The organism is Pseudomonas sp. KH_046_2, assembly GCF_057838985.1.
The window spans coordinates 1,416,767-1,438,493 of record NZ_CM174480.1; the positions used below are offsets into that span (position 1 = coordinate 1,416,767).

The following is a 21,727-nucleotide window of genomic DNA, read 5'->3' on the forward strand; positions in this document are numbered from 1 at the left end:
GCACATTGGTGCCAATCATTTTTACATTAGCCTAATAGCGATTAGTGCTAATCCTCAGGCGATTTGCTTCTGAGGCGTCTCGAACGCGGGTTGCAGGGCCGGCAAGCCGAAAGCGGCACGGGCCGCGTCGCAATCGGCATTGGCCAGACCATCGACCCACGAAGCCTCGAACTCCCGACAGGTGCTCGAGCGTTTGTCGTAAATCGAGCATTGCACCGTACTGCCCACGTCTCCCACCAGGCTGGTGCAGCGCACGGGTTTGCAGCCTGTGCCGAGCATCGCGACCCGACTGGGGCTGATCTGCTCGACAAGCTCATCGGGTACCGTCCCCCCGGACGAGGCGCATTCACCCCAGAAAAATGACACGCGAAAATGAGAACAGCAGGCACCGCAATTCAGACACGGACTGGCTTCGGACATGGGCGATTATCTAAGGAGGAGTGGAGACGCAGGGGGGAAACAAGGCCGCTATTCTAGGCTTCGCCAACGGCTTGGGAAGGGGGGCTCAAAGGTATTTTTCATCGGCCGGACGGGCTGCGAAATACCCGCCCTGTGAAAGCTCCTACAGGTTGCGTCCCATGGGTTGATATCAGCCTGACGAATAATGAAAGACAGGTGCGGCCGGCGTGTCTAGATTGCAAAGTCCGGGGGCAGTGACGCCCCAAAAACAATAAAAGAGACGGACCCATGCAGAACTCGACCCAAGCGGCCAATGCCTGGCGCATCCTGTTCCTGTTGTTCCTGGCCAACCTGTTCAATTTTTTCGACCGCACCATCCCGGCCATCATCATCGAACCCATTCGCATGGAATGGCACCTCAGTGATTTCCAGTTGGGGATCATCGGGACGGCATTCACCATCGTCTACGCCATTGCCGGCTTGCCGCTGGGGCGCATGGCCGATACCGGCTCGCGCAGCAAGCTGATGGGCTGGGGGCTGGCGGTGTGGAGCGGGCTGACGGCGGTCAACGGCATGGTGGGCAGTTTCTGGAGTTTCCTCATCGTGCGCATGGGCATCGGCATCGGCGAAGCCAGCTACGCGCCGGCCGCCAACTCGCTGATCGGCGACTTGTTTCCGGCTCACCGCCGGGCGCGGGCCATGGGGATCTTCATGCTGGGGCTGCCATTGGGGCTGTTGCTGGCGTTCTTCACCATTGGCTGGATGGTCAAGGCCTTCGATAGCTGGCGCGCGCCGTTCTTCATCGCGGCGGTGCCCGGGTTGTTCCTGGCGATCTTCATGTTTTTCATCAAGGAGCCGAAGCGCGGCGCCGCCGAGAGCGTTCAGGTTTCACAGGAAAAGATCGATCGGCCGATCCGTCGGGTACTGGCTGTTCCAACCTTCCTGTGGCTGGTGATGGCCGGCCTGTGTTTCAACTTCGCCACCTATGCCTGCAACTCCTTTCTGGTGCCGATGCTGCAGCGCTACTTCCTCATGCCGTTGCAGGATGCCGCGGTCGCCACCGGGGTTATTGTCGGCGTGACCGGGTTGGTCGGCCTGACCCTCGGTGGCTGGATCGCGGACAAGATTCACCAGCGGGTTGCCAACGGACGGCTGTTGTTTGCGGCCTTCAGCCTGGTGATTTCGACGGTCTGCACCGCGTGGGCGCTGCATTCCGGGCGAATCGAGATCGGTGTGTTCGTCGCCGTATTCAGTCTCGGCTGGCTGTTCGCCTACAACTTCTATACCTGCGTGTACACGGCGATTCAGGATGTGGTCGAGCCGCGGTTGCGGGCGACGGCCATGGCGTTGTTCTTCGCCGGGCTGTACCTGTTGGGTGGCGGCCTGGGGCCGGTGGTGGTCGGGGCCTTGTCGGATCACTTCGCCCACACGGCGATGCTTGCGGCGGGCGCGCAACAGATGACCGAGGCGTTTAAAGCGGTCGGCCTGCATGACGCGATGTACCTGATTCCGGTGGCGCTGTTGTTCACCGTGGTGTTTCTGTTCCTGGCTTCGCGGTGTTTTGTGCGCGATGCAACGCGGATGAAGGACGGGTTGGTGGCGGTGGTTGAGCCTGAAGGATCTGCGGTGACTGCTTAACCGCCTTCGTCGGAACGCCGCCCGGAGCAAGCCCGCTCCCACATTAGATTTTCAGCGCATATGAGATCCCTGTGGGAGCGGGCTTGCCCGCGAAGAGGCCATCAGCAGCACTACTGAAATTGAAGTAAACAAAAAGGCCCGCATCGCTGCGGGCCTTTTTTTAAGCAGAGTGGAGCAGGGGATTAACCCGCCACCAACACCCGAATCGCTTCCAGTCGCAGCGCAGCCTTGTCGAGCATGGCCAGGCCTTGCTCGCGTTGTTTGCGCAGGGCCACCAGTTCGCTGTCGCGCACGGTCGGGTTGACCGCTTGCAAGGCAGTCAGGCGCGCCAGTTCTTCCTCGGTATCGGCGGCCAGGCGACGCTGCGCCTCGGCGACACGTTCAGTGTGGCGCGGCAGGATCTTCGCTTCACCGGCGTTGATCCGTGGCGTCAGTTGGTCACGCTGGGCCTGGATGAACTTGTTGGCGCTGGCACGCGGCACGCTTTCGAGCTGATCGTTCAAGGTTTCGAACGACACGCGGGCCGACAGGTCGTTGCCGTTGGTGTCGAGCAGGCAGCGCAGGGCGGCCGGCGGCAGGTAGCGGCCCAGTTGCAATGAGCGCGGGGCAACCACTTCGCTGACATACAACAGTTCCAGCAACACGGTGCCCGGCTTCAGCGCCTTGTTCTTGATCAGCGCCACGGCGGTGTTGCCCATGGAACCGGACAGCACCAGGTCCATGCCGCCCTGAACCATCGGGTGCTCCCAGGTGATGAACTGCATGTCTTCACGGGACAGCGCCTGGTTACGGTCGTATGTGATGGTCACGCCTTCGTCGTCGCCCAGCGGGAAGCTGGCGTCGAGCATTTTTTCGCTCGGCTTGAGGATCAGCGCGTTTTCCGAATGGTCTTCGCTGTCGATGCCGAAGGCGTCGAACAGGGTTTCCATGTAGATCGGCAGCGCGAACTGGTCGTCTTGCTCAAGGATATCTTCCACCAGCGCATCGCCTTCGCCCGCGCCGCCGGAGTTCAGCTCCAGCAAACGGTCACGGCCGGTGTGCAACTCGGCCTCCAGACGCTCACGCTCGGTGCGGGCTTCGTCGATCAGCGCTTGCCACTCGCCATCGTCGGCCTCTTCGAGCAGTGGCAGCAGGCGCGGGCCGAACTGGTGCTGCAAGGCGTTGCCGGTCGGGCAGGTGTTGAGGAATGCGTTCAGCGCTTCGTGGTACCACTGGAACAGGCGCTCTTGCGGGCTGGTTTCCAGATACGGCACGTGCAGTTCGATGATGTGCTTCTGGCCGATCCGGTCCAGACGACCGATGCGTTGCTCCAGCAGGTCCGGGTGGGACGGCAGGTCGAACAGCACCAGGTGATGGGAGAACTGGAAGTTGCGACCTTCACTGCCGATTTCCGAGCAGATCAACACTTGCGCACCAAATTCTTCGTCGGCGAAGTAGGCGGCGGCGCGGTCACGCTCGAGGATGTTCATGCCCTCATGGAACACCGTGGCCGGGATGCCGGAACGCACGCGCAGGGCGTCTTCCAGGTCCATGGCGGTTTCGGCGTGGGCGCAGATCACCAGTACTTTGGTGCGTTTGAGCATCTTCAGTTGATCGATCAGCCACTCGACGCGTGGGTCGAACTTCCACCAGCGTTCTTCTTCGCTGGCGTCCGGTTGGGCCTGGAAGCTGACTTCCGGGTACAGCTCGGCGTGATCGCCCAATGGCAGTTCGAGGTATTCGTCCGGGCATGGCAGCGGGTACGGGTGCAGCTTGCGCTCCGGGAAACCCTGCACGGCGGCGCGGGTGTTACGGAACAGCACGCGGCCGGTGCCGTGGCGGTCGAGCAGCTCGCGCACCAGACGGGCGCTGGCTTCAGTGTCGCCATCGTTGACGGCGGCCAACAGGGCTTCGCCTTCGTTGCCCAGGAAACCGTGGATGGTCTTGTGGGCTTGCGGCGACAGGCGTCCCTTGTCCAGCAACTCCTGAACGGCTTCAGCCACCGGGCGATAGTTCTCGCTCTCGGCGCGGAAGGCTTGCAGGTCGTGGAAACGGTTCGGGTCGAGCAGGCGCAGACGAGCGAAGTGGCTGTCCTGGCCCAGTTGCTCCGGGGTCGCGGTCAACAGCAGCACGCCGGGAATGGTCTCGGCAAGTTGCTCGACCAGGGAATACTCAGGGCTGACCTGATCTTCGTGCCACACCAGGTGGTGAGCTTCGTCGACCACCAGCAAGTCCCAGCCGGCCGCGAACAGCGCGTCCTGGGCTTTCTCGTCGTCCACCAGCCACTCAAGCGCGACCAGTGCAAGTTGGGTGTCTTCGAACGGGTTGCTGGCATCGCTTTCGATGAAGCGTTCTTCGTCGAACAGCGCGACCTGCAGGTTAAAGCGGCGGCGCATCTCGACCAGCCACTGGTGCTGCAGGTTTTCCGGAACCAGGATCAGCACGCGGTTGGCGCGGCCCGAGAGCAATTGGCGATGGATCACCAGGCCGGCTTCGATGGTTTTGCCCAGGCCCACTTCGTCGGCCAGCAGAACCCGTGGCGCGATACGGTCGGCAACTTCGCGGGCAATGTGCAACTGGTGCGCGATCGGTTGCGCACGCACGCCGCCCAGGCCCCAAAGGGAGGACTGCAACTGGCGGCTGGTATGTTCCAGTGTGTGATAACGCAGGGAGAACCAGGCCAGCGGGTCGATCTGGCCGGCGAACAGACGGTCGCTGGCCAGACGGAACTGGATGAAGTTCGACAGCTGGGTTTCCGGCAGGGTGACCACTTCGTTCTGCCCGTTGAGGCCGTGGTAAACCAGCAGGCCATCGACGTCGTCGACTTCGCGAACGGTCAGCTTCCAGCCTTCGAAGTGAGTGATGGAGTCACCGGGCGAAAACCGCACACGGGTGAGGGGCGCATTCCTTAGCGCGTACTGGCGAGTGTCGCCAGTGGCCGGATAGAGCACGGTCAACAAGCGGCCGTCCTGTGCCAGAACGGTGCCTAAACCCAGCTCGGCTTCGCTGTCACTGATCCAGCGTTGCCCCGGTTGATACTGCTGCGCCATGCTGCCTGACTCCCACCTGAAAAAGCGGGCTATCTTAACGGAATGAGGGCTTCAGGGCCAAAGGACTCTCAGAAAAACTCACAGTCATACGTTAGCCCACCTGTGCATGACGTGCCGCCCGGTGCACTAATGAGTGCCAAATGGGTCACAGTTTGCGACCGATGGCTCAAGTCGCCATCCCCGCAGCCGACAGCCTGCTGACAGGAGACTGAAATCATGCTGCCACCGATGCTCCCCTTGAGTGCCGTGCCGATCACTTCACAGACCGACCCGATCCGTCAGCGCCCGGATATTCCACCGGTGGTGCCGGTGCAGGAAAGCTCCAGTGAAAGCACCATCGACCTGCAAAAGCGCAATCCCGACGAGGACGGGTTGGTGCTGCGCGAGGAGCAGCGCCGCAAGCAGGAGCAGGAACGACGTCGCCACGAGGCTGATAATGATCCCGAGGCTCACCTGGCGATTCCCGGGGATGAACTCAATGCCGACAACACCGTGCCGGTGGCGCCGCTGATGGAAGATCAGCCGCGGCAGGGGCTGTGGGTCGATATCGAGATTTGAGCGCAGGCTGGTCAGCGCGGCCGTCAGGCCGCATTATTGGTGCAGGGTTGCCGAACGCTACGGTGGCTGAAACTCATTTCAAGCGATGCACTGACCGCCATGAGCCAAGACGACAAACTGATTGACCTCAACGCTGAGCGCGCCAAGCGTGTTCATGACCTCAATGACAAGCGGCTCAATGAAGTTCGCCAGGCGTTCGAGCAGGCCATGCCATTGGGCAAAGCCAAAAAAAAGCCGAAAAACAAACCGAAAAAACGCTGAATTCCCCCGCATTCATTGATGCGGGTCAAGCTTCTCCCTTCCTCTTGCCCTGTCTCGGGCGACATTGATCCCGGTCAATATTCTCTCCTGCCCGTTTGGTTAACTTAGCCCTATCGCAACAGGGCAGGTACAGGAGACGCGTCATGTTTTTCGACAACGTGGTGATCGCCGGAGTGCTGACTGTCAGCCTCATGTTTGTATTTTTTGCAGGATTCGGACTTTTTATCTGGAAGGATTCGCACAAGCGGAAATAACCGTAGTTCTTTCTGGATGTAATGAGCACGCAAGGCATTTTGGGCAACTTCGGTTGCCCTTTTTTTTTGCCTTTGAAAATCTACCAGAGTGCATAGAGCCACTGTGGGAGCGAGCCTGCTCGCGAATGCTTTGTGACATTCAACATCAATGCAGACTGAAATATCGCTTTCGCGAGCAGGCTCGCTCCCACAGGAAACTTCAGTGTTTGGTAAATGGCAGCAATAAAAAAGGCGCGTTCCTTGCGGAGCGCGCCTTTTTCGTTTGACTGCTTATCAGCTGCCAAGGGCCTTCGAGGCCAGCCAGAACAAACCGGCCGACAGGGCCACGGTGGCTGGCAGGGTCAATACCCAGGCCAGCAGGATGGTTCTGACAGTGCCGCTTTGCAGGCCGCTTTTGTTGGCGACCATGGTGCCCGCCACGCCCGAGGACAGCACGTGGGTGGTGGAAACCGGCAGGCTGAAGATGTTGGCCATGCCGATCAGGCTGGCGGTGGTGATCTGCGCCGACATGCCTTGGGAGTAGGTCATGCCTTGCTTGCCGATCTTCTCGCCAATGGTCAGTACCACGCGTTTCCAGCCGACCATGGTGCCCAGGCCCAAGGCCAGTGCAACTGCCAGGATCACCCAGAACGGAGCGTATTCGGTGGTGGTGGTCAGGTCCTTGCGCAGCTTGTCCAGGTCAGCCTTTTCACGGGGGGCGAGCGTTGGCAGCTTGCTGACTTTCTTCGCCGTGTCGTCCAGGCAGAGCAGGTAGCGACGTACTTCGATGCGGCTTTCCGACGGCAGCGAGTGGTAGTCGGCTACACCCTTGAGGGTGCCGAGCAGGGCGGTGATGGTCGGTTCGGTCTGTTGCGGGTTGCAACGGAACTTCTCCGGCAGATCGCCTTCCACGCTCTTGCCCAGGGCCAGGAACTCGCCCAGGGTTTCAGAATTGCGCTGGTAGAACTGGCTCAGGTGCAGCGTGGCGTCGCGAGTCCGCTCGATCTGATAGGTCGTGCTGTTCAGGTCGAGGACGAACTGGGCCGGCACGATACCGATCAGGACCAGCATGATCAGGCCGATACCTTTCTGACCATCGTTGGAGCCGTGCACGAAGCTCACGGCCATGGCCGAGATTACCAGTACCAGGCGATTCCAGAACGGCGGGTGCTTCTTGTCGTCGATCTTGCGGCGCTGTTCCGGCGTCTTGTGCATCTTCGACAGTGGACGCCACCATTTAAGGCCGATCAGGATCAGCGCGGCGATCAGGAAACCGGCCATTGGCGAGAACACCAGCGACATGCCGATATCGATCGCCTTCTGCCAGTTCACGCCATCGGCCAACGGTATTTCGTTGATCAAGGCGTTCGCCAGGCCCACGCCGAGGATCGAACCGATCAGCGTATGGGAGCTGGAGGCCGGGATACCGAAGTACCAGGTGCCCAGGTTCCAGGTGATGGCTGCGGCGAGCAACGAGAACACCATCGCCAGACCATGGCCGGTGTTCACATTGATCAGCAGCTCCACCGGCAGCAGGTGAACGATGGCATACGCCACGCCAACGCCGCCCAGCAGCACGCCGAGGAAGTTGAACACACCGGAGAAGAACACCGCCAGATGAGGCGGCATGGCTTTGGTGTAGATAACGGTCGCCACCGCGTTAGCGGTGTCATGAAAGCCGTTGATGAACTCGAAGGCGAGGACAAAGGCCAGGGCGAGCAAGAGGCTCACAAGCACCCAAGCATCCAGTCCGCTGAATAAATCGATCATGAAGGTTTTCTGACCCGGTCATAAGGGGGCGCGATTATGCCAGAAAAGACTGCTAATCAATGCACTAGCTGCTCATCGGTTACATTCTTCAACGATTTTTTTTGCCGCAGCACCTGAAAACCCACGGTTTTGCTGCGTTTTTTAAGTAATTGATTTAATTGAAAAAATACACTGTCACAAAACCTTCACGGCTCGGTAAGAGGGGCTTGAACGGTTGTGAGAAATATCTGAGAAATAGGTCAGATACCGGAAATATGCCGGATTCGGCGACGGTGATGGCCGCTGCCCGCTCGTAGCGGGCGCGAAAGGCAGCATCAATACATCCCGCTTTTAACGGGTGCAGAGGCAGGCTCTTGTAAGGATCAGGCCGAAGCAGTCACGGCTCTTCGGCTTTGAGTTCCTTTTCCATTTTTTGAATTTCCTGCTGGAAAACCTGATCCTGAACGGTGGCGCGTTTACGCCAGGGTTTGCGTTCCGGTTCGGGTTGAGCGGCGTAAGTGGTGACTTCTCCGCCGTAAACTTCCTTGTAACGTTGTTCCTGGCGCTCTAGTTCCGCGCGCAGTTCGTCTTTCGTCACAGTGCTACCTGTTTGAGTTGGGATAAATTCTGGTGAAAACGCGCTGCATCAAATCGTTTGATCACGTTCGTTGAATGGGCAATGCCCGTCAAGGCATCGTTTTTGACAACAACGTGATCAATACTTCCATGTCACAGGCGGCCACGGCACCAGAGATAAACAGCTGACGTAGCTTCAGTTTCCTGTTTCGGCAAGCGCACTGGCAAGGCTGTGCAATGCGGATCTGGCGCTTGCAACGGGCAACGGCGATGGAGCATCGCATTGCCGGGCAGCGGGTTCGGCAAGTAAAAAACCGAAGCGCTACTGAATTGTATTATAGCGGCCGATTTGAAGAACACTATCTCCAAAGAGTTAAAGTTTGTTCTTGGTGTGTGACGGTTTTGTTGCTCGCAACTTTACCATTAAGTAGAGCATCGACTGATACCAGATCGCCGCGATGCCTTTCTGACGCCATTAAGTCAGGCAAGTTACGGTAATTGGATTGCCCCATTAAGTCCTGTGTCTAGTCGACGTAAGCATGGGGGCGAGAGTCGGAGAAAAACCGGGCATTGGCGGAACGGGAGATTTTCACGACGGATTGCGATTATCGGTCGAGCGTTCGATAATCGCACGGAGTTGGCGGGCCGGGCTTGAGCGTCAGGCGCCAGCCCTTTGTAATAGTCGCTGATCCGAATGGGTAAAAGGACCTTGTATGAACGATCAAATGCGCAATTCCTTCGCTTCAGTGGCTCCTCCCATCGTTGCCTCGCCTGCCAAACGGATCCAGGCACTGACCGGCGATCCGGATTTCATGACGTCCCTGGCCCGTGGCCTGGCCGTGGTGCAAGCGTTCCAGGAACGCAAGCGGCACCTGACCATCGCCCAGATCAGCCACCGCACGGAAATTCCCCGCGCCGCCGTGCGCCGTTGCCTGCACACCCTGATCAAGCTCGGCTACGCCACCACCGACGGCCGCACCTATTCGTTGCTGCCCAAAGTGCTGACACTCGGCCATGCCTATGTGTCATCCACGCCACTGGCGGTGTCAGCCCAGCCCTACCTGGACCGTATGAGCGAGCAACTGCACGAGGCCTGCAACATGGCCACGCTGGAAGGTGATGACATTCTATACATCGCCCGCTCCGCGACCACGCAGCGGCTGATTTCGGTGGACTTGTCGGTGGGCGGGCGCTTGCCGGCCTATTGCACGTCGATGGGGCGGATCCTGCTGGCCGCGCTGGATGACACGTCGCTGGGCGAATACCTCGACCACGCCGAATTGCAGGCCAAGACCAGCCGCACGATCCACACCCCCGAGGCGTTGCTCGAATGCCTGCAAGAAGTACGACTGCAAGGCTGGTGCATCGTCGACCAGGAACTCGAGCAAGGGCTGCGTTCGATTGCCGTTCCGGTGTATGACGCTTCCGGGCAGGTGGTTGCGGCCCTAAACGTCAGCACCCATGCCGGGCGGGTCAGCCGCAATGAACTGGAACAGCGTTTCCTGCCCGGTTTGTTGAGCGCCAGCCGCGACCTCAGCGCCCAGCTGTTTGCCTAAGCTGTTCGATAAACGCACAGAGTCGCGTTTATCGAATTGACGCTGTTTCCTCCGGATCATTACTGTCGCGGCTTCGTCAGCATCTGCTGACACCGTTCGACTGCGATCCGTGGAATAAAAATAATGAACCAGCCTCAGTCTGCTGTAGGTAACTGCCTCGACGTGCAGTCCTTCATCAATGCCCAACCCATTTCGCGCTACCAGTGGCGCGTGGTGATCCTGTGTTTCCTGATTGTCTTCCTCGATGGCCTCGACACCGCGGCCATGGGTTTCATCGCCCCCGCCCTGTCCCAGGACTGGGGTATCGACCGCGCCAGTCTCGGCCCGGTGATGAGTGCGGCGTTAATCGGGATGGTTTTCGGCGCACTGGGCTCCGGCCCTCTGGCTGACCGCTTCGGGCGAAAAGTCGTACTGGTCGGTGCGGTGCTGTTGTTCGGTGCCTTCAGTCTGGCCTCGGCCTACAGCAGCAATGTCGATCAGTTGCTGGTGTTGCGCTTCCTGACCGGCCTGGGTCTGGGCGCCGGCATGCCGAACGCCACGACCTTGCTGTCGGAGTACACCCCGGAGCGCAAAAAGTCCCTGCTGGTGACCAGCATGTTCTGCGGTTTCAACCTCGGCATGGCCGGCGGCGGATTTATCTCGGCCAAGCTCATTCCGGCCTTTGGCTGGCACAGCCTGCTGCTGATCGGCGGAGTTCTGCCGCTGATCCTCGCCGTCGTCTTGCTGCTCTGGCTGCCGGAGTCGGCGCGTTATCTGGTGGTGCGCAACCGCGGTACGGACAAAGTGCGCAAGGCACTGGCGCCGATTGATCCGACGGTAGTGGCCCAGGCGTCCAGCTTCAGCGTGCCGGAACAGAAAACCGTGAAGGCGCGCAATGTGTTTGCCGTGATCTTCTCCGGCACCTACAGCACCGGCACCTTGCTGCTGTGGCTGACCTACTTCATGGGCCTGGTGATCGTTTACCTGCTGACCAGTTGGCTGCCGACCCTGATGCGTGACAGTGGCGCGAGCATGGAGCAGGCGGCCTTCATCGGCGCGCTGTTCCAGTTTGGTGGCGTGCTGAGTGCAGTGGGCGTGGGCTGGGCGATGGACCGGTTCAATCCGCACAAGGTCATCGGCACTTTCTACCTGCTGGCCGGGGTGTTTGCCTACGCGGTAGGGCAGAGCCTGGGCAACATCACAATCCTGGCGACCCTGGTGCTGGTGGCCGGGATGTGTGTCAACGGTGCGCAATCGGCAATGCCGTCACTGGCAGCCCGGTTCTATCCGACTCAGGGGCGGGCCACCGGCGTGTCGTGGATGCTCGGCATCGGCCGCTTCGGGGCCATCCTTGGTGCCTGGATGGGCGCGACGTTGCTGGGGCTGGGCTGGAACTTCGAGCAAGTGCTGACGGCGCTGGTGATTCCGGCGGCGCTGGCAACCACGGCGGTGGTGATCAAGGGCATGGTCAGTCATGCGGATGCGACCTGACAGTCTGCTCGCGAGGTTTTGGGGATCGGTAGTCAGACAACAATACGTTCGATAATCGAACAGTTAGTCGATTATCGGATTGTTTGGCGTTTTGCACGGGCTTAATCTTCAGTCATTCCGGCGCTGCGCATCGGCGCCTTCTTCCACTGTCGGTTAACAATAAACGGGAGCCTGCCCCAATGGCTGAAATCCTTTCGCTGCACGACGCGGTGAAGCAATTCGTAAACGACGGCGATACGGTCGCGCTCGAAGGCTTTACTCACCTGATCCCGACGGCGGCGGGTCACGAAATCATTCGCCAGGGCAAGAAAGACCTGACCCTGGTGCGGATGACCCCTGACTTGATCTACGACCAGTTGATCGGTGCCGGTTGTGCCCGCAAGCTGATTTTCTCCTGGGGTGGTAACCCTGGCGTAGGTTCGCTGCACCGTCTGCGTGACGCCGTAGAGAAGCAGTGGCCCCACGCGCTGGAAATCGAAGAACACAGCCACGCCGACCTGGCCAATGCCTACGTCGCCGGTGCTTCCGGCCTGCCATTCGCGGTGCTGCGCGCCTACGCCGGTTCCGATTTGCCGAAGGTCAACCCGCTGATCAAATCCGTCACCTGCCCGTTCACTGGCGAAGTGTTGGCCGCCGTGCCTTCGGTGCGCCCGGACATTACCGTGATTCACGCGCAGAAAGCCGACCGCAAGGGCAACGTGCTGCTGTGGGGCATTCTCGGCGTGCAGAAAGAGGCCGCTTTGGCCGCCAAGCGCTGCATCGTCACCGTTGAAGAGATCGTCGACGACCTCAATGCACCGATGAATTCCTGTGTACTGCCAACCTGGGCCTTGAGTGCTGTTTGCCACGTGCCTGGCGGTGCGCATCCGTCCTACGCCCACGGCTACAACGAGCGCGACAACCGCTTCTACCAGGCCTGGGACCCGATTGCCCGCGACCGTGAAATCTTCACCGCGTGGATCAACGAATACATCCACGGCAGCGCTGACTTCAGCGAGTTCCAGGCCAAACTGGCCGCCGCTTCGGAGGCGAAGTAATGACTTACACCACCAATGAAATGATGACCGTCGCCGCCGCTCGCCGCTTGAAGAACGGTTCGGTGTGCTTCGTCGGTATCGGCCTGCCGTCGAAAGCGGCCAACCTGGCACGCCTCACTTCTTCCCCGGATGTCGTCCTGATCTATGAATCGGGTCCGATCGGTGCCAAGCCAAGTGTATTGCCACTGTCGATCGGTGACGGTGAGTTGGCGGAAACCGCCGACACCGTAGTCCCGACCGGCGAGATTTTCCGTTACTGGCTGCAGGGCGGACGCATTGACGTCGGTTTCCTCGGCGCGGCGCAGGTCGACCGTTTCGGCAACATCAACACCACCGTTGTGGGTGATTACCACGCGCCGAAAGTCCGTCTGCCGGGTGCCGGCGGCGCGCCGGAGATTGCCGGTTCCGCCAAGAGCGTGTTGATCATCCTCAAGCAGTCGTCGCGCTCCTTTGTCGATAAACTCGATTTCATTACCTCGGTCGGCCACGGCGAGGGCGGCGATTCGCGCAAGCGTCTCGGCCTGCCAGGCGCCGGTCCGGTGGGGATCATCACCGACCTGTGCATCATGGAACCGGAGGAGGGCACCCACGAATTCGTGGTCACCGCATTGCACCCGGGCGTGACCCGTGAGCAAGTGGTTGCTGCCACCGGTTGGGCGATTCGCTTTGCCGACCATGTCGAGCAAACTGCCGAGCCGACTGAAGTCGAGCTGACCGCGCTGCGCGACCTCGAAGCCCGCACCGCTGCCGCACACGGCCAAGCCCCCGGAGAAGCGTGATGCGTGACGTTTATATCTGCGACGCGATTCGTACCCCCATCGGCCGTTTCGGCGGTGGCCTGTCGACGGTGCGTGCCGATGACCTGGCTGCCGTGCCGATCAAGGCCTTGATGGAGCGCAACCCGTCAGTGGACTGGAACGCCGTGGACGAGGTGTTCCTCGGCTGCGCCAACCAGGCCGGTGAAGACAACCGCAACGTTGCGCGTATGGCGCTGTTACTGGCCGGCCTTCCGGAAAGCATTCCCGGTGTGACCCTCAACCGCCTCTGCGCTTCGGGCATGGATGCCATCGGCACCGCGTTCCGTGCTATCGCCAGCGGCGAGATGGAGCTGGCGATCGCCGGTGGTGTCGAGTCGATGTCCCGTGCGCCGTTCGTGATGGGCAAGGCCGATGCCGCGTTTTCGCGCAACATGAAGCTCGAAGACACCACCATCGGCTGGCGCTTCATCAACCCGTTGATGAAAGCCCAGTACGGCGTGGACGCGATGCCGCAGACCGCTGACAACGTGGCCGACGATTACAAGGTGTCCCGCGCCGATCAGGACGCGTTCGCCCTGCGCAGTCAGCAACGCACGGCCGCCGCGCAAGCCGCCGGGTTCTTCGCCGAAGAAATCGTTGAAGTGCGGATCGCCCACAAGAAGGGTGAAACCGTGGTCAGCCAGGACGAACATCCTCGCGCCGATACCACCCTGGAAGCCCTGACCAAACTGAAACCGGTCAACGGCCCCGACAAAACCGTCACTGCCGGTAATGCGTCGGGCGTGAACGACGGCGCCGCCGCGTTGATCCTCGCCTCGGCCGAAGCGGTGAAGAAACACGGCCTGACTGCCCGCGCCAAAGTGCTGGGCATGGCCAGCGCCGGTGTTGCCCCGCGGGTGATGGGCATTGGCCCGGTGCCGGCGGTGCGTAAACTGATCGAACGCCTCGGTGTGGCGGTCAGCGATTTCGACGTGATCGAGCTCAACGAAGCCTTCGCCAGCCAAGGTTTGGCGGTGCTGCGTGAACTGGGAATCGCGGACGACGCGGCCCAGGTCAACCCGAACGGTGGCGCGATTGCCTTGGGTCACCCGTTGGGCATGAGCGGCGCGCGGCTGGTGTTGACCGCGTTGCATCAGCTGGAAAAAACCGCTGGCAAGAAAGGTCTGGCGACCATGTGCGTCGGTGTCGGCCAGGGTCTGGCACTGGCGATCGAGCGCGTCTGACGCGCTCTGAAGACTTATAAGAACTGAGGAATGCTTCATGACTGACAAGCCTGGTTACCGTCGCCCGCAGGCGGGCACTCAGCCGGAATACCTGCACCCGGCCTATCAATCCACCAACCTGCGCTCGCCATCGAAGCCGTTGGTATTCCTGCCCCATTCGTTGTCGGAAATTACCGGTCCGACCATCGGCGCCGAGCGCGTCAACGAGAAAGACAGCGACCTGACCGCCCAGCACGAGGGGCAGCCACAGGGTGAGCGCATCATCATCCATGGCCGCGTGCTGGATGAAAACGGTCTGCCGGTGCCGGGGATTCTGGTGGAGATCTGGCAGGCCAACGCCGCCGGTCGCTACGCCCATGCCCGCGACCTGCACGACGCTCCGCTGGACCCGAATTTCACTGGTACCGGCCGCACCGTGACCGACGCCGATGGCTGGTATCAGTTCCAGACCATCAAGCCCGGCGCTTATCCATGGGGCAACCACCACAACGCGTGGCGCCCGGCGCACATCCATTTTTCGCTGTTCGGGCCGAGCATCCTGACGCGCCTGGTGACGCAGATGTATTTCCCGGGCGACCCGTTGCTGGCGTACGACCCGATCTACAACTGCGTGCCCGATACCAGCGCCAAAGAGCGCTTGATCGCCACGTTCGATCTGGAAAAAACCATCCCTTCCTATGCCCTCGGTTATCGCTGGGACATCGTTTTGCGCGGCCGCGACGCCACGCCGATGGAGAAATAAGATGACGCTGACTGCGACCACGTCCCACACCGTCGGGCCGTACTACCACATCGGCCTGACCTGGCTGAACCGCGAAAACCTGACCGTCGAACAAACCCTGGGCGAGCGCGTGGCGATCACCGGGCAAGTGGTCGATGGCAATGGCGACATCGTCAACGACGCGATGCTGGAAGTATGGCAGGCCAACGCCGCCGGCAAGTATGACCACCCGGAAGACGACCAGGACAAACCCCTGGACCCGAACTTCGAAGGCTTCGGCCGGGTGCCGGTGGATGCCGAAGGGCGTTTTCGTTTCACCACCATCAAGCCGGGTACGGTCGAGGGGCTCAAAGGCAAGACCCAGGCACCACACCTGGTGGTACTGGTATTTGCCCGTGGCCTGGTCAAGCACTTGCTGACGCGGATTTACTTTGATGGCGAAGCCGCCAACGTCAACGATCCGTTGCTGGAATGCGTACCGGCCGAGCGCCGCAGTACGCTGCTGGCCAGGCAGGATGCGTCGGGCGTGTACCAGTGGAACGTGATTCTGCAGGGCACCGATGCCGAGACGGTGTTCTTCGACTATTAAGTGAACACCGTTCACCTGTAGGAGCGAGCCTGCTCGCGATGGCGTCGGTACATTCACCGTCGATGTCGTCTGACACACTGCTATCGCGAGCAGGCTCGCTCCTACAGGGGTTACGTATTGCTGCTGTATCTGCGGAACAGGAGTGTTGCAAAGTGTGTCTAGACTCTCACTGTCCCCATTGAGTGAAAAAATAATGACAACACCCGCAGCACCTATAGCTCTTTATACGAGCGAAGAACGCAGCAAGCGGATCTTCGCCATTGTCGGTGCCTCGTCCGGCAACCTGGTCGAATGGTTCGACTTCTACGTCTACGCCTTCTGTGCGATCTATTTCGCACCGGCGTTTTTTCCGTCTGATAACCCCACCGTGCAGCTGGTCAACACCGCTGGCGTGTTCGCCGCCGGGTTCCTGATGCGGCCGATTGGTGGCTGGATTTTCGGGCGGTTGGCGGACAAGCACGGACGCAAGAATTCGATGTTGATCTCGATTCTGATGATGTGCTTCGGCTCGCTGCTGATCGCCTGCCTGCCGACCTACAACAGCATCGGAGTCTGGGCGCCGATCCTGTTGCTGTTCGCCCGTTTGCTGCAAGGCTTGTCGGTGGGCGGTGAGTACGGCACTACCGCGACCTACATGAGCGAAGTGGCGCTCAAGGGCCAGCGCGGTTTCTTCGCTTCGTTCCAGTACGTGACCCTGATCGGCGGCCAGTTGCTCGCGGTGTCGCTGGTGGTGATCCTGCAACAGTTCCTCACCGAAGATGACCTGCGTGCCTACGGCTGGCGGATACCCTTCGTGGTGGGTGCCATGGCGGCGCTGGTTTCGCTGTATCTGCGTCGTTCGCTGAAAGAAACCAGCAGCAAGGCAATGCGCGAAAACAAGGACGCCGGCAGTATCCGCGCGTTGTTTCGCGACCATAAAGCAGCGTTCATCACTGTGCTCGGTTACACCGCCGGTGGCTCGCTGATCTTCTACACCTTCACCACTTACATGCAGAAGTACCTGGTGAACACCGCCGGCATGCCGGCCAAGACCGCCAGTTACATCATGACCGGCGCGCTGTTCATCTATATGTGCATGCAGCCGATTTTCGGCATGCTCGCCGACAAGATCGGCCGGCGTAACTCGATGCTCTGGTTCGGCGCCCTCGGCACGCTGTTCACCGTACCGATCCTGTTGAGCCTGAAAAGTGTCAGCAGTCCGTTCCTGGCCTTTGTGTTGATTACCCTGGCGCTGGTGATCGTCAGTTTCTACACCTCGATCAGCGGTTTGGTAAAAGCCGAAATGTTCCCGCCCGAGGTGCGTGCACTGGGTGTCGGCCTGGCGTATGCGGTGGCGAATGCAATCTTCGGTGGTTCGGCGGAGTATGTGGCCTTGAGCCTCAAGGCCGTGGGTATGGAAAACTCCTTCTACTGGTACGTCACGGTGATGATGGCGGTGGCATTTTTGTTCAGCCTGCGCCTGCCGAAACAGGCGAAGTATCTGCAGAACGACCTTTGATCTTCACGCGCGGGTCGCAAAGGCCCGCGCCTTCAGGAACTGTTTATGAACCAGCGACCGGGCAATCAATTGTTCGATGCCTATTTCACTGCCCGCGATATGCGTGAGGTGTTCTGCGATCAGGGCCGGGTCCAGGCCATGCTCGATTTCGAAGCGGCACTGGCCCGGGCCGAAGCGCGGGTAGGGATGATTCCGTCGAGTGCTGTCGCGCCGATTGAAGCAGCTTGCCGCGCCGGGCTTTACGACTTTGCGGCGTTGGGCGAGGCGATTGCCACGGCGGGTAACTCGGCGATTCCGTTGGTCAAGGCGCTGGGCAAGCAGATCGCGGCCACCGATGCCGTAGCCGAACGCTATGTGCATCTGGGCGCGACCAGCCAGGACGTGATGGACAGCGGCCTGGTGCTGCAACTGCGCCGGGCGCTGGAACTGATCGAGAGCGACCTGGCACAACTGGGGCAGACCCTCGCGTCCCAGGCCCAGCGCTACGTGACCACGCCATTGGCCGGACGCACCTGGCTGCAGCATGCGACGCCGGTCACCCTCGGCATGAAAATCGCCGGCTGGCTGGGGGCGGTGACCCGCAGTCGCCAACGCTTGGCCGAACTCAAGCCGCGTCTGCTGGTGCTGCAATTCGGCGGTGCGTCCGGAACCCTGGCGGCCCTTGGCGACCAAGCCATGCCGATTGCCCGGGCGCTCGCCGAAGAACTGCAACTGACCTTGCCCGATCAGCCGTGGCACACCCAGCGCGATCGCGTGGTCGAGTTCGGCGCCGTGCTTGGCCTGATCGCCGGCAGTCTCGGCAAGCTCGGGCGTGATATCAGCCTGTTGATGCAAACCGAGGCCGCCGAAGTGTTCGAACCTTCGGCACCGGGCAAGGGCGGTTCCTCGACCATGCCGCACAAACGCAATCCGGTGGGCGCGGCGGTATTGATCGGCGCGGCGACTCGCGTACCCGGTTTGCTCTCGACGCTGTTCAGCGCCATGCCCCAGGAACACGAGCGCAGCCTCGGCCTGTGGCATGCCGAGTGGGAAACCCTGCCGGAGATCTGCTGCCTGGTGTCGGGCAGCCTGCAGCAAGCGCTGTTGATCGCCAAAGGACTGGAAGTGGATGCCGAGCGCATGGCTCGCAACCTCGATTTGACCCAGGGCCTGGTGCTCGCCGAAGCGGTGAGCATCGTCCTCGCGCAACGGGTAGGGCGCGATACCGCGCACCATCTGCTGGAACAATGCTGCAAACGCGCCGTGGCCGAACAACGTCACCTGCGCGCGGTCCTCGGCGACGAACCGCAAGTGACCGCCGAACTGTCGGCGGCTGAGCTCGATCATCTGCTGGACCCCGCCCACTATCTCGGTCAGGCCAAAACCTGGGTCGAGAGGGCGGTGGCTGAACATTCTGCATTGACTGCCTGAAGGAGACTTGCTGTGGCTTTTGTACAACTCGCCGAGGGCGAACTGCATTACCAAATCGATGGACCGGTCGATGCGCCGGTGCTGGTGCTGTCCAACTCCCTGGGCACGGACCTGCACATGTGGGACGCGCAGATCCCGGCGTTCTCCGAGCATTTTCGCGTGTTGCGTTTCGACACCCGCGGCCATGGCCAGTCATTGGTGACGCCGGGGCCTTACAGCATCGAGCAACTGGGCCATGACGTGCTCGCATTGCTGGATGCCTTGCACATCGACCGCGCGCATTTCTGCGGTTTGTCCATGGGCGGGCTGATTGGCCAGTGGCTGGGGATCAATGCCGGCGAACGCCTGAACAAACTGATCGTGTGCAACACCGCGGCGAAAATTGGCGATCCATCGATATGGAATCCGCGCATTGAGATGGTGCTGCGCGATGGTCAGGCGGCCATGATTGCCCTGCGCGATGCGTCGATTGCCCGCTGGTTCACCCCGGACTTCTCCGAAGCCAACCCGGCGGCGGCCAAGCAGATTACCGACATGCTCGCGGCCACTTCCCCACAGGGCTATGCAGCCAACTGTGCAGCCGTGCGCGATGCCGATTTCCGTGATCAGCTGTCTTCGATCAAGGTGCCGCTGCTGGTCATCGCCGGCACCGAAGACGCCGTGACGCCACCGTCTGGCGGGCATTTCATTCAAGAGCATGTGCGCGGGGCCGAGTACGCCGAGTTCTACGCAGCGCACTTGTCCAACGTCCAGGCAGACAATGCGTTCAGCGAGCGCGTGCTGGCGTTTCTGTCGGCTGATTGAGGGTATTCCCGTGGATGAGAAACAACGTTACGACGAGGGGATGGAAGTCCGTCGCGCGGTGCTCGGCGACGCCCACGTCGACCGCAGCCTGACCGCCCTGACCGAGTTCAACTCGGAGTTTCAGGAGATGATCACCCGCCACGCCTGGGGCGACATCTGGACTCGTCCCGGCCTGCCACGCCACACCCGCAGCCTGATCACCATCGCCATGCTGATCGGCATGAACCGCGAGGGCGAGCTCAAACTGCACCTGCGTGCGGCTGCCAACAATGGCGTGAGTCGTGGTGAGATCAAGGAAGTGATCATGCAGAGCGCAATCTACTGCGGCATCCCGGCTGCCAACGCGACGTTCCACCTGGCCGAGTCGGTGTGGGATGAGTTGGGGGTTGAGTCGCGGGGGTGATCCCGGTGGTTTTGTGTCGATTGAACTGACGCCATCGCGAGCAGGCTCGCTCCCACAATTGACCGAGTTACCCTGGCGGACGCGGTCTAATGTGGGAGCGAGCCTGCTCGCGATGGCGGTGGTGAGGTTTACAGCAGGCTGATCGGATAGCTGATGATCAAGCGGTTCTCATCGAACTCGTTATTGCTGTAGTCCCGGCGCATGGTCGAGTTGCGCCATTTCAGGTTCAGGTCTTTCAGCGCACCGCTTTGCACGGTGTAGCCCAGTTCACTTTCGCGTCCCCATTCCTTGCCGTCGGTGATAGTGCCGGTGTGCACATTGTCACCGCTGATGTAGCGGTTCATCAGGGTCAGGCCCGGTACGCCCACGGCGGCGAAGTTGTAGTCGTGACGTACTTGCCAGGACTTCTCCTGGGCATTGTCGTAGCTGGAGTTGTAGCTGTCGTTGGCCAGTGTGCCGCCACTGGTGCCGTTGACCCGCATCCAGGCGTTGTCGCCGGTGAGTTTTTGCAGGCCGACGTAGAAGGTGTTGCCGCCGTGCTTGGCCGAAAACAAGCCGTACATGGTCTTGTTGTCCAGCTCGCCGGCCCGGGCGCTGCCGTCATCCTTGCCGTAGAAGAAACCCAGGTTGGCACCCAGGGTCCAGTCGCCAAGCGGCTGGCTGTGGATCAGATTGATGAATTGCTGGCTGTAGATGTCCTTGAGCTCGGCGTTCCACAGACCAATCTGGGTGCGCTTGTCGTTGAACACGTACTCGCCGCCCTGGAAGTTGAAGCGGTCGGAGGTGAACGCGGCTTTGCCGGTCATCGACATGTCGCTCATGCTGCTGTCGTCGCGTGGGCTGTTCTGGCGGAACTGGCCGCCGTAGAGCGTCAGGCCATTGATTTCCTTCGAGGTGATCTGGCCACCCCGGAAGGTTTGCGGCAGCGAACGACCGTCGTCCGAACGCAGGATTGGCAGCACCGGCATCCACTCGCCGACTTTGACTTCGGTCTGCGACAGCCTGGCCTTGAACGCCACGTTGGTGCGCCCGAAGTTATCCGCCGGGCGACCATCATGATCCAGCGGCAGCAGTTGCGTACCGCCGGTGCCTTTGCCGCCGTCGAGCTTCACCGAATACAGACCGAGCACATCCATGCCGAATCCGACGGTGCCTTGGGTGAACCCGGACTTGGCGTCGAGGATGAAACTCTGCGTCCACTCTTCAGCCTTGCCCTGGGCCTTGGTCGGGTTGGTGAAGTTGCGGTTGATGTAGAAGTTGCGCAGGTTCAGGTTGACCTTGGCCCCTTCGACAAAGCCCGGCTCCTCGGCGTAGGCGGGCAGGGCGGCACTGGCCAGGGCGGCGGCGATCAGGCTGGGGACGAAATACTGCGCGGTGGAAGACGTCATGAGCTCGGGTCTCTCTAATTCTTGGGGATGAAGCGGGGTGATGCCGCAACCCGGGGTTGCAGACGAATATTCGAAATCACCACAAAACGAAGCGGGTCAGCCGGAGAGGGCAGGGCGCGGGGGCATGGCGTCGAACCTGTTGTTATTGGTTTTGTGGTTCGGATGGTGCGTGGAATGTACTGGATGGTTCAATCGTAAAAAGCGGGTTTTGGGCGATTATCGAACGCAAGATTGGTCGGGGTTTTGTAGTATCTGTAAGGGCCTCATCGCGGGCAAGCCCGCTCCCACAAGGATTGATGTCGTTTACTTAATTTGTGCTCGACACCAAAACCTGTGGGAGCGGGCTTGCCCGCGATGGGGCCATAACCGACAACACAACTTTTCAGGCAACCAACAAAAAGCCCACCAATCGGTGGGCTTCTTGTTT

The 21,727-nt window shown here is 60.7% G+C and carries 20 protein-coding genes; 15 read left to right on the forward strand and 5 right to left on the reverse strand.

Annotated elements, in window-relative coordinates:
- Positions 1–54: 54 nt before the first annotated feature.
- Positions 55–420: a YkgJ family cysteine cluster protein gene (locus AC3IX1_RS06370; protein WP_489387536.1), complete on the reverse strand. Its 366-nt coding sequence runs from the start codon at positions 418–420 to the stop codon at positions 55–57.
- Between the two features lie 267 nt (positions 421–687).
- Here AC3IX1_RS06370 and AC3IX1_RS06375 point away from each other — a divergent pair, with 267 nt between their 5' ends.
- A complete protein-coding gene (locus AC3IX1_RS06375) occupies positions 688–2,037 on the forward strand; it encodes a spinster family MFS transporter (RefSeq protein WP_489387537.1) in 1,350 nt (449 codons plus the stop codon).
- A gap of 182 nt (positions 2,038–2,219) precedes the next feature.
- Here AC3IX1_RS06375 and rapA read toward each other — a convergent pair whose 3' ends face one another.
- Positions 2,220–5,066 (reverse strand): RNA polymerase-associated protein RapA, encoded by a 2,847-nt coding sequence (gene rapA / locus AC3IX1_RS06380; RefSeq protein ID WP_008054181.1) that lies wholly within the window; start codon positions 5,064–5,066, stop codon positions 2,220–2,222.
- A 216-nt stretch (positions 5,067–5,282) separates the two neighbouring features.
- On the opposite strand from rapA, the gene AC3IX1_RS06385 reads away from it, so the two are divergent.
- From AC3IX1_RS06385 to ccoM, 3 genes are all read left to right on the forward strand, one after another.
- Complete coding sequence (locus AC3IX1_RS06385) at positions 5,283–5,624, forward strand: aspartate-semialdehyde dehydrogenase (RefSeq protein WP_489387538.1); 342 nt, start codon at positions 5,283–5,285, stop codon at positions 5,622–5,624.
- A gap of 99 nt (positions 5,625–5,723) precedes the next feature.
- Positions 5,724–5,885, forward strand: a complete 162-nt coding sequence (locus tag AC3IX1_RS06390) for a hypothetical protein (RefSeq protein ID WP_008016476.1) — start codon at positions 5,724–5,726, stop codon at positions 5,883–5,885.
- A gap of 143 nt (positions 5,886–6,028) precedes the next feature.
- Positions 6,029–6,139: a cytochrome c oxidase subunit CcoM gene (gene ccoM / locus AC3IX1_RS06395; protein WP_007976669.1), complete on the forward strand. Its 111-nt coding sequence runs from the start codon at positions 6,029–6,031 to the stop codon at positions 6,137–6,139.
- Positions 6,140–6,412: 273 nt separating this feature from the next.
- Here the strand turns inward: ccoM and AC3IX1_RS06400 are convergent, their stop codons facing one another.
- Both AC3IX1_RS06400 and AC3IX1_RS06405 read right to left on the reverse strand, forming a co-directional pair.
- A complete protein-coding gene (locus tag AC3IX1_RS06400) occupies positions 6,413–7,888 on the reverse strand; it encodes an inorganic phosphate transporter (protein WP_489387539.1) in 1,476 nt (491 codons plus the stop codon).
- A gap of 376 nt (positions 7,889–8,264) precedes the next feature.
- Positions 8,265–8,465 carry a hypothetical protein gene (locus AC3IX1_RS06405; protein WP_008054177.1) on the reverse strand — a complete coding sequence of 67 codons (201 nt, stop codon included), beginning with the start codon at positions 8,463–8,465 and terminating at the stop codon, positions 8,265–8,267.
- A 691-nt stretch (positions 8,466–9,156) separates the two neighbouring features.
- On the opposite strand from AC3IX1_RS06405, the gene pcaR reads away from it, so the two are divergent.
- The 11 genes from pcaR to pcaC all read left to right on the forward strand — a co-directional run bounded on the left by pcaR (position 9,157) and on the right by pcaC (position 19,912).
- On the forward strand, positions 9,157–9,999 hold the full coding sequence (gene pcaR, locus AC3IX1_RS06410; RefSeq protein ID WP_008054175.1) for a pca regulon transcriptional regulator PcaR: 843 nt from the start codon (positions 9,157–9,159) through the stop codon (positions 9,997–9,999).
- Between the two features lie 123 nt (positions 10,000–10,122).
- The gene (gene pcaK / locus AC3IX1_RS06415; protein WP_046041439.1) at positions 10,123–11,469 is read left to right on the forward strand and encodes a 4-hydroxybenzoate transporter PcaK; all 1,347 of its coding nucleotides are present in this window, start codon (positions 10,123–10,125) and stop codon (positions 11,467–11,469) included.
- A 179-nt stretch (positions 11,470–11,648) separates the two neighbouring features.
- Positions 11,649–12,506, forward strand: coding sequence for a CoA transferase subunit A (locus AC3IX1_RS06420; RefSeq protein WP_489387540.1), 858 nt, complete (start codon positions 11,649–11,651; stop codon positions 12,504–12,506).
- Entirely contained in the window at positions 12,506–13,285 is a 780-nt protein-coding gene (locus tag AC3IX1_RS06425; RefSeq protein ID WP_008054172.1) for a CoA-transferase subunit beta, read from the forward strand. The genes AC3IX1_RS06420 and AC3IX1_RS06425 overlap by 1 nt, the downstream gene beginning before the upstream one ends.
- Positions 13,282–14,487, forward strand: coding sequence for a 3-oxoadipyl-CoA thiolase (pcaF, locus tag AC3IX1_RS06430; RefSeq protein ID WP_489387541.1), 1,206 nt, complete (start codon positions 13,282–13,284; stop codon positions 14,485–14,487). The genes AC3IX1_RS06425 and pcaF overlap by 4 nt, the downstream gene beginning before the upstream one ends.
- 37 nt (positions 14,488–14,524) lie before the next feature.
- Complete coding sequence (pcaH, locus tag AC3IX1_RS06435; RefSeq protein ID WP_150727601.1) at positions 14,525–15,229, forward strand: protocatechuate 3,4-dioxygenase subunit beta; 705 nt, start codon at positions 14,525–14,527, stop codon at positions 15,227–15,229.
- Position 15,230: 1 nt separating this feature from the next.
- A complete protein-coding gene (pcaG, locus tag AC3IX1_RS06440) occupies positions 15,231–15,797 on the forward strand; it encodes a protocatechuate 3,4-dioxygenase subunit alpha (protein ID WP_489387542.1) in 567 nt (188 codons plus the stop codon).
- A 193-nt stretch (positions 15,798–15,990) separates the two neighbouring features.
- On the forward strand, positions 15,991–17,295 hold the full coding sequence (locus AC3IX1_RS06445; RefSeq protein ID WP_489387543.1) for an MFS family transporter: 1,305 nt from the start codon (positions 15,991–15,993) through the stop codon (positions 17,293–17,295).
- Positions 17,296–17,340: 45 nt separating this feature from the next.
- Positions 17,341–18,705: a 3-carboxy-cis,cis-muconate cycloisomerase gene (locus tag AC3IX1_RS06450; protein ID WP_489387544.1), complete on the forward strand. Its 1,365-nt coding sequence runs from the start codon at positions 17,341–17,343 to the stop codon at positions 18,703–18,705.
- 12 nt (positions 18,706–18,717) lie between these two features.
- Positions 18,718–19,509 carry a 3-oxoadipate enol-lactonase gene (gene pcaD / locus AC3IX1_RS06455; RefSeq protein ID WP_489387545.1) on the forward strand — a complete coding sequence of 264 codons (792 nt, stop codon included), beginning with the start codon at positions 18,718–18,720 and terminating at the stop codon, positions 19,507–19,509.
- A gap of 10 nt (positions 19,510–19,519) precedes the next feature.
- The gene (gene pcaC / locus AC3IX1_RS06460; protein WP_489387546.1) at positions 19,520–19,912 is read left to right on the forward strand and encodes a 4-carboxymuconolactone decarboxylase; all 393 of its coding nucleotides are present in this window, start codon (positions 19,520–19,522) and stop codon (positions 19,910–19,912) included.
- A 128-nt stretch (positions 19,913–20,040) separates the two neighbouring features.
- Here pcaC and AC3IX1_RS06465 read toward each other — a convergent pair whose 3' ends face one another.
- On the reverse strand, positions 20,041–21,300 hold the full coding sequence (locus AC3IX1_RS06465; RefSeq protein WP_489387547.1) for an OprD family porin: 1,260 nt from the start codon (positions 21,298–21,300) through the stop codon (positions 20,041–20,043).
- Between the last annotated feature and the right edge of the window lie 427 nt (positions 21,301–21,727).

Bases quoted from the DNA above. Each gene is read 5' to 3' on its own strand.
- AC3IX1_RS06370 (WP_489387536.1), bottom strand. From the start codon at position 420: ATGTCCGAAGCCAGTCCGTGTCTGAATTGCGGTGCCTGCTGTTCTCAT.
- AC3IX1_RS06375 (WP_489387537.1), top strand. From the start codon at position 688: ATGCAGAACTCGACCCAAGCGGCCAATGCCTGGCGCATCCTGTTCCTG.
- rapA (WP_008054181.1), bottom strand. From the start codon at position 5,066: ATGGCGCAGCAGTATCAACCGGGGCAACGCTGGATCAGTGACAGCGAA.
- AC3IX1_RS06385 (WP_489387538.1), top strand. From the start codon at position 5,283: ATGCTGCCACCGATGCTCCCCTTGAGTGCCGTGCCGATCACTTCACAG.
- AC3IX1_RS06390 (WP_008016476.1), top strand. From the start codon at position 5,724: ATGAGCCAAGACGACAAACTGATTGACCTCAACGCTGAGCGCGCCAAG.
- ccoM (WP_007976669.1), top strand. From the start codon at position 6,029: ATGTTTTTCGACAACGTGGTGATCGCCGGAGTGCTGACTGTCAGCCTC.
- AC3IX1_RS06400 (WP_489387539.1), bottom strand. From the start codon at position 7,888: ATGATCGATTTATTCAGCGGACTGGATGCTTGGGTGCTTGTGAGCCTC.
- pcaR (WP_008054175.1), top strand. From the start codon at position 9,157: ATGAACGATCAAATGCGCAATTCCTTCGCTTCAGTGGCTCCTCCCATC.
- pcaK (WP_046041439.1), top strand. From the start codon at position 10,123: ATGAACCAGCCTCAGTCTGCTGTAGGTAACTGCCTCGACGTGCAGTCC.
- AC3IX1_RS06420 (WP_489387540.1), top strand. From the start codon at position 11,649: ATGGCTGAAATCCTTTCGCTGCACGACGCGGTGAAGCAATTCGTAAAC.
- AC3IX1_RS06425 (WP_008054172.1), top strand. From the start codon at position 12,506: ATGACTTACACCACCAATGAAATGATGACCGTCGCCGCCGCTCGCCGC.
- pcaH (WP_150727601.1), top strand. From the start codon at position 14,525: ATGACTGACAAGCCTGGTTACCGTCGCCCGCAGGCGGGCACTCAGCCG.
- pcaG (WP_489387542.1), top strand. From the start codon at position 15,231: ATGACGCTGACTGCGACCACGTCCCACACCGTCGGGCCGTACTACCAC.
- AC3IX1_RS06445 (WP_489387543.1), top strand. From the start codon at position 15,991: ATGACAACACCCGCAGCACCTATAGCTCTTTATACGAGCGAAGAACGC.
- AC3IX1_RS06450 (WP_489387544.1), top strand. From the start codon at position 17,341: ATGAACCAGCGACCGGGCAATCAATTGTTCGATGCCTATTTCACTGCC.
- AC3IX1_RS06465 (WP_489387547.1), bottom strand. From the start codon at position 21,300: ATGACGTCTTCCACCGCGCAGTATTTCGTCCCCAGCCTGATCGCCGCC.